The organism is Extensimonas soli (genome assembly GCF_029211265.1).
Classification (GTDB): domain Bacteria; phylum Pseudomonadota; class Gammaproteobacteria; order Burkholderiales; family Burkholderiaceae_C; genus Extensimonas; species Extensimonas soli.
In genome coordinates this window covers 38,441-44,719 of the sequence record NZ_JARGEL010000019.1, presented here as the reverse complement: position 1 = coordinate 44,719, position 6,279 = coordinate 38,441, and the positions used below count along the sequence as shown (strand labels likewise).

8 protein-coding genes are annotated in these 6,279 nt (G+C 64.8%); 3 read left to right on the top strand and 5 right to left on the bottom strand.

Annotated elements, in window-relative coordinates; genetic code table 11:
- Positions 1 to 199 precede the first annotated feature (199 nt).
- Both PYV55_RS16320 and PYV55_RS09395 read left to right on the top strand, forming a co-directional pair.
- Complete coding sequence (locus tag PYV55_RS16320) at positions 200 to 430, top strand: antibiotic biosynthesis monooxygenase family protein (protein WP_407066785.1); 231 nt, start codon at positions 200 to 202, stop codon at positions 428 to 430.
- Positions 431 to 505: 75 nt separating this feature from the next.
- Positions 506 to 1,213 (top strand): SDR family oxidoreductase, encoded by a 708-nt coding sequence (locus PYV55_RS09395; protein WP_275850435.1) that lies wholly within the window; start codon positions 506 to 508, stop codon positions 1,211 to 1,213.
- 109 nt (positions 1,214 to 1,322) lie between these two features.
- Here PYV55_RS09395 and PYV55_RS09390 read toward each other — a convergent pair whose 3' ends face one another.
- Positions 1,323 to 1,601: a hypothetical protein gene (locus PYV55_RS09390; protein ID WP_275850434.1), complete on the bottom strand. Its 279-nt coding sequence runs from the start codon at positions 1,599 to 1,601 to the stop codon at positions 1,323 to 1,325.
- Positions 1,602 to 1,608: 7 nt separating this feature from the next.
- A complete protein-coding gene (locus tag PYV55_RS09385; RefSeq protein WP_275850433.1) occupies positions 1,609 to 1,944 on the bottom strand; it encodes a hypothetical protein in 336 nt (111 codons plus the stop codon).
- 216 nt (positions 1,945 to 2,160) lie between these two features.
- Here PYV55_RS09385 and pdxH point away from each other — a divergent pair, with 216 nt between their 5' ends.
- The gene (gene pdxH / locus PYV55_RS09380; RefSeq protein WP_275850432.1) at positions 2,161 to 2,808 is read left to right on the top strand and encodes a pyridoxamine 5'-phosphate oxidase; all 648 of its coding nucleotides are present in this window, start codon (positions 2,161 to 2,163) and stop codon (positions 2,806 to 2,808) included.
- Positions 2,809 to 2,890: 82 nt separating this feature from the next.
- Here the strand turns inward: pdxH and PYV55_RS09375 are convergent, their stop codons facing one another.
- The 3 genes from PYV55_RS09375 to PYV55_RS09365 form a co-directional block, all read right to left on the bottom strand.
- Positions 2,891 to 3,403 carry a DUF2242 domain-containing protein gene (locus PYV55_RS09375; protein ID WP_275850431.1) on the bottom strand — a complete coding sequence of 171 codons (513 nt, stop codon included), beginning with the start codon at positions 3,401 to 3,403 and terminating at the stop codon, positions 2,891 to 2,893.
- A 65-nt stretch (positions 3,404 to 3,468) separates the two neighbouring features.
- Positions 3,469 to 5,616 carry a TonB-dependent receptor gene (locus PYV55_RS09370; RefSeq protein ID WP_275850430.1) on the bottom strand — a complete coding sequence of 716 codons (2,148 nt, stop codon included), beginning with the start codon at positions 5,614 to 5,616 and terminating at the stop codon, positions 3,469 to 3,471.
- Between the two features lie 155 nt (positions 5,617 to 5,771).
- The gene (locus tag PYV55_RS09365; protein WP_275850428.1) at positions 5,772 to 6,275 is read right to left on the bottom strand and encodes a hypothetical protein; all 504 of its coding nucleotides are present in this window, start codon (positions 6,273 to 6,275) and stop codon (positions 5,772 to 5,774) included.
- Positions 6,276 to 6,279 lie beyond the last annotated feature (4 nt).

Here is a 6,279-nt window from a genome sequence, read left to right as displayed (position 1 = left end):
AGTGGACGCGCTCCGGCATGGCACTTGGCCCGCGAGGCGGTGTGGTCCATCATCCGCCTCGCGGGCCAAGCGCCATGCCGGCGCGCGCCCCTCAGCTCAAACGTTGGGCTCCTAGCAAAGAAGCGAAGCAGTGCTTGTCGTGATATTCCGAGCTCGAATCAAGAAAATCGATGAGCGCTATTTGAAAACCGCATCCCGAATGCGAGAGCTGGCGTTGCAAGAATTCGGCTGCCTCGCTTTTCACGCGCTCACGAAAGGACATGAAGAGGTCGCTCTTTCGTATTGGCCAGATGAGCAGCACGTTCAGGCGTGGCGTGTGCATCCAGAGCATCGAGAAGCGCAGAAGTTGGGGCAGAGTGAATGGTACGAGTCGTACTCTGTAGAGGTTGCTCGCATAGAGCGTTCTTACCAAATGTCGCCCAACGAGTAAGGATGGATCGCGCGAAGCCGCGATCTAATCTGTTGATGACACGGAAGAACACGGCCTTTTTTTAAGGAGAAACCGATGAGTGAACCAACGAAAGTCGCCATTGTTACCGCTGCTTCGCAGGGCATGGGTGCTGCCTGCGCTCGCGCGTTGGCTGCGCAGGGCTACCGCCTGGTCTTGATGTCGCGTTCTGCCGGTGCAACGGCGCTGGCAAAGCAACTCGGGGGTGTCGGTCTGCAGGGCTCGGTCACCGATCCGGCTGATTTGGAGAAGCTGGTAGCGCTGGCAATGAACGAATACGGTCGGGTGGATGCGGTAGTCAACAACACCGGCCATGCCGCATCCGGCGATCTGCTGGCTCTGAGCGATGCCGATTGGCATGCGGCGCTGGATCTTCTGCTGCTGAACGTGGTGCGCATGGCGCGGCTGGTGACTCCGATTTTCGAGCGCCAGGGACAAGGCGCAATGGTGAATATCTCCACGTATGGCGCGCATGAACCAACGCCGGCCTATCCCTTATCGTCGGCGATTCGTGCTGCCTTGTCGAATTTCACCAAGATGTATGCCACCCGGTATGCGGCGGCAAATATCCGAATGAACAATGTTTTGCCTGGTTTCATCGACAGCTTTCCGATCGGAGACGCCGTGCGTGCAATGATTCCGATGGCGCGCGCCGGGCGCGTCGAGGAAATTGCCACCACGGTGGCTTTTTTGCTGTCGCCAGGCGGTGGCTATATTACCGGCCAGAATATTTTGGTCGAAGGCGGTTTGGCGAAGTCAAATTAGCAGTTGGCGGTGAGGTGGCAGGCAGGGATTCAAATACCACAAAGACCTTCGCTTGCACTCGGCGCAAAACAAGAATCCCGTCCGCAGTAGCTTGCCTGACGGGCATTTTTCAAGAAGTTCTCTCCACCCGCCTTTTGCGCTGAAAAATGGCATGGGCTGCCAACCCCACAACCGCCGCAACGGTGCCCGCGAATAATTGGGCAATGGGCCACATGCTTGCACCGCCGCCCTGATAGGGGACGATGTAGGCGTGATAGAGCACCCAGGCCAGCACGCCCAGCCAAGGAAGCAGGGCCGAGGCAATCCACGCGGTGGCTCCGCCAAGGAAGGACGAGCACAAAAACCCCACGATTGCAGAAAGAACGATGATGGTGATCCACGTCATCATCGGTTTCTCATTGTTCTGCTGCCGTCAGTGGTGCGACATTTGCGGGCTTGAGCTGACGGACTGTGGACACGTCGCCAAGAAAAATGCGAATCGCATCCTTCTGGTCTTGTGTGAGAGTCTTGTCATCAAAAAGTTTGAGTTGGCCGATTACGACCTCAAGCGCTTCAGCCAGGTGGCCAATTTGTTTTCCATAACTTCCCACATTTTGCAGTACCTTTTGTTCAACAGCGGAGTTCGTGGAAACACCCGCGTTCACATTGAACATGTTGAAAGACCAGTTCGGCAGAATGGGCTGATACAGGCTTTTGGGCGCCAACTGCAGCGGAAGATATACGGTTTCCATGAATGTGCTCTCCGATTTAGCAGTGAACAGGATCATTGGATTCAGGTTCCAATTATTGGGGGATGCGGTGGGGCGTGGGGCGGGCGCACATCCCACCCCACCACGCACCACCGCATCCGAAACTTACCAAAATTTGGCATCCACGCCCAATGAATGCCCCAACACCTCCCACAATCTTTGGCATCTGCCCCATCAGAACGATGCACAATCCCCGGCATGACGCACACCCCCGCCGCCCTTGCCGACCTGCGCAAAAGCTACGAACGCGCAGAGCTTAGTGAAGATGCCTCGCATGCCGATCCGCTGCTGCAGTTCGACCAGTGGATCAAAGAGGCGCTGAACGCCCAGCTGCCCGAACCCAACGCCATGACGGTGGCCACCGTGGGCAGCGACTTGCGCCCGAGCACGCGCGTGGTGCTGATCAAGGGTTACGACGCGCGCGGCATCGTGTGGTTTACCAACTATGAAAGCCGCAAGGGCCGCGAACTTGCGGGCAACCCGTATGCGGCGCTGCAGTTTCATTGGGTCGAACTCGAGCGCGTGGTGCGCATCGAGGGCGTGGTCGAGAAGGTCGGAGAGGAAGAAAGCGACGCCTACTTCCACAGCCGTCCGCTGGACTCGCGCATAGGCGCGTGGGCGAGTCCGCAAAGCCAGGTGATCCCGGGCCGCAACCTGCTGCTGGCCAATGCCGCGCGCTACGGCGCGCAGTTTTTGCTGCGCCCGCCGCGCCCGCCGCATTGGGGCGGCTACTGCCTGAAGCCCGAGCAATGGGAATTCTGGCAAGGCCGCAAGAGCCGCCTGCACGACCGGCTGCGCTACCGGCAGGAGGCTGGCGCCTGGGTGCGCGAGCGCCTCGCGCCTTGAGTGGCGGCATCTGCTGCGTCACTGCCGCCGGTGGTGCTTCCGGAGGGCGGCATGGCGCTCACCTTGGCACTCGCGTTGGTGCTCACTTGTCGATGAGCGTCCCGACCAGGTCGAAAAACTGCTTGTAGAACTTTTTCTCGGTCACCGTGGTGCTCGAGACTTTGACGAGCGAGTCGGCACTCTTGCTCCAGGGCAGCGAGATGCCGCCGCCGGCCACGCTCACGCTGGCGCCGCCCGAGACTTTCTTGAGCTTGTAGCGGGTTTCGATGGCGTTCACGAACACCGTCGCGCCTTTGCTCGAGGTCTTGCAGATCACGTGGAAGTCGAGCACGGCGTTGAGTTCCTCCTCGGGCTGGAACTCCTTGTGCGCATGGATGTTCGTGTCTTTCGCCTCATCGATGCGGTAGCCCTGGCTCAGCAGGGCGCGCTGCGCCGCGTCGCAAGCCTCCTGCTCGCCGGTGGCGTAGCTTCTCTGGTACGGGGCGTCCTTTTTGAACTCCTCGTCCTCATAAACCGGCCGGGTACCGCAGGCCGCGCACAGCGCGAGCAGCAGCACCACAAACGCCCCTCGCGTGATCGATCCAGTGTGTTTCATGGCGCGCCAGTATAGGGGGCGTGCGTGGTGATGCAAAGTACCGAAGTCAAACTCCCGAGTCGGTCTCAAAACTCCACGCGCAGGCCCAGCGTGATGTCGCGCCCCATGAGCGGCGCGGCGGTCTTGATGAACGAGGTGCTCGCGTAGGCCAGGCGGTTGTTCAGGTTATTGGCCTTGAGGTAGAGCTGCCAGCGCTGCCCGAGCGCGCCGCTCGAGGTGCCGCCGTAGCTCAGGCCCACGTTCAGCATGCCGTAGCCGGGCGTGGGCGTTTCGAACGCGGCGGTGCGATCCTGGCGCACCACCTGCAGCCATTCGGTGTAGCCCTGCCACGGGCCCCAGCTGCCGTCCAGGCGCAGCCCCGCGCGCGCAGCGGGCATGCGGGGCACGCGGCTGCCATCGTTCAGGTGCGCGCGCACCGCGTCGCCGCGCAGCGTGAGGCCCAGGTGCCGTGTGAGGCGCTGGTGCACCTGGCCTTCGAAGCCGGTGAAGGTGGCGTCCTGCTGGCTGTATTGCAGCAGCTGCAGGCCGCCGAGCTCATCGACGGTGCGGCCGTAGATGTAGTTGGCGATATGGTTGCGGAACACGCTGAGCTCGAAGCTGGTGTCGCCGGCCGTCTTGCGCAGGCTCAGGTCGATGTTTTGCGCCGTCTCGGCGCGCAGATCGGCGTTGCCGCGCTCGTAGGTGCGTGTGGCCAGGTGCAGGCCCTGGGCGTAGAGCTCTTCGGCCGTGGGCAGGCGCACGGCGCGCGTGAACGAGGCGCCCAGGGCGTAGCCGGGCGTGAACTTCCACAACGCGCCGAGCGAGGCCGAAGTGCCGTGGTGATCGCGTTCGCTGCCGCTGCTTTGCGCCTCCACGCTCTGGCGGTCGTGGCGCAACGCGGCTTCGAAGCGCCAGTCGCGCCATTGGTATTCCTCGAGCGCGAACAGGCCCACTTTGTGCGTGGCCGTGGGCTGTATGTACGACTCCTCGCCGTCGGCGCGGAACTTGCGCTGCCCGAGCTGCAGGCCCACGAGGCCGCGCCAGCCCGCGATCGGCAGGTGTTCGAGCTCGATGCGGCTGTCGTAGGCCCGGTTGTTGAAGGTGGTGCCGACCGCGCCGTCCTCGATCTCGCTGTGCCGGTAGCGCGTGAGGCCGCTGCGCAGGCGCACGGCGGCGATGCCGGCAAACGGGTTGCGCAGCTCGCCGCGCAAGTCCCAGCGTTCGCTGAGCAGATCGACCATGGGCGCGGTGGCGTCGCTCGCGGCTTGCGCGGGCGCTGCGTCGGCGGGGCAGACCAGCCGGTTGCCCTCGGCGCCGCAGCCTGCGTGCGCCGCGTCGTCGCCCGGCAAGCCATATTTGGCCGTCTGGCGCGTGTAGGCCGCGCCGAGGTAGCCGTCGGTGTCGATCCACGACAGGCCCACGCTGCCTGTGTCGCCGCGCTGGTAGCTGCCGGGCACGCGCGCGCCTTGCGACCAGCCGCTGCCGGCGCGGTAGTCCTGCGCGTCGTTGGCCGCGCCTTCGACGTGCAGCGCGAGGTGCCCCGTGCCGCCGGTGAGCGCAAACACGCCGGCTTTTTCGCGCGCGCTGCTGCTCGCGCGCAGCTCGGCGCTGCCCGCATAGCCCTTTTCGGGGATGGCGGTGGGCACCTTGTCGTCGAGCACGTTGACCACGCCGCCCACGGCACCGCCGCCATAGAGCAGCGCCGAAGGGCCGCGCAGCACCTCGATCTGGCGCGCGAGCAAGGGGGAGGACGCGACGGCGTGGTCGGGGCTTACGGTGGAGGCGTCCTGCAGCTCGGCGCCGTCGCTCAATATCTTCACGCGCGGGCCGTCCATGCCGCGGATGATGGGGCGGCTCGCGCCCGCGCCGAAGTGGCTCGCGCTGATGCCCGGCATGCCGTCCAGCGTGTCGCCCAGCGTCGCGGCGCGCCGCTGCACGAGCTCGTCGCCTTCGAGCACGGCCAGGGGTGCGCCCATGTCGCTGCCGCCCAGCTGCAGGCCGCTGGCGGACACGGTGACGGTGGCGAGCGTGGGCGCCTCGGCGGCGGGCGTGGCGGCGGGCGTGGCCGTGGAGGTGGTCGCCGCAGGATTCGCAGCCGCTGGAGCGGAGGCTGGCGCAGCGGCGGACGGAACGCTTTGCGCATGGGCCAGACCGACGCTCGCCAGCAGCAGCCCCACCGCCAGCGCCACGGGACGCCGCGCCAAAGTGGCAGAAGTTTTTTGAGAGGATTTCATGGGATCGAATCTTGGAAACACAGAACGCCGGGGCGGCGCACGCCACCCTGCCCATGCGGGCCAAGGCCAGCGCACGAGAGCGTTGCTGAAATATGAATGAAATCAGCCGCTAGCGCTTATCAGAAAAGCACTAGCAGCTATGAAAGAAGGAGCTTTCAGCGTGTCGGCGGAGCGCGTGCGCGAAACGCTGCGACGTGCCGCACCACGCGCCCGACGAGGGGCCGTGCGGCAGGAGCACCGGGCGGCAGCGCCGCGGGCAGGACGAGCGCGGCGGCGTGCAGCGCCTGCCCGAGCGCGAGCTGGTCGAGCAGCTCGCAGTCGGCCGCCGTGTGCTGCGGCAGCAGGCGCCGCAGTCCTTGGGAAAAGTCTTCTTCGGAGGCGGCGGCTGCGCCGGGCGAAATCTCACTCTTCGCGTCAGCTCCAGCCGCCCCCGCGACAGCGCCGCGCGCATCGAGCCCGTGTGCGTGCAGCGCCGCCACAGCGCGCCCCTGCCCGGCGTGCGGCGCAAAGTGCAGCACCTTGTGCAGCTGCCCCACGGTGGGCACGAGCACCAGGGCCAGCAGCAGCCATGCGAGCGCAGCGCGGCGCACACTCTCCCAGCCACGCCGTGGCACGCTCAGTGGGGAGGGGTTGCGCAGTTTGTGCACGGCTTCGATCACGCTT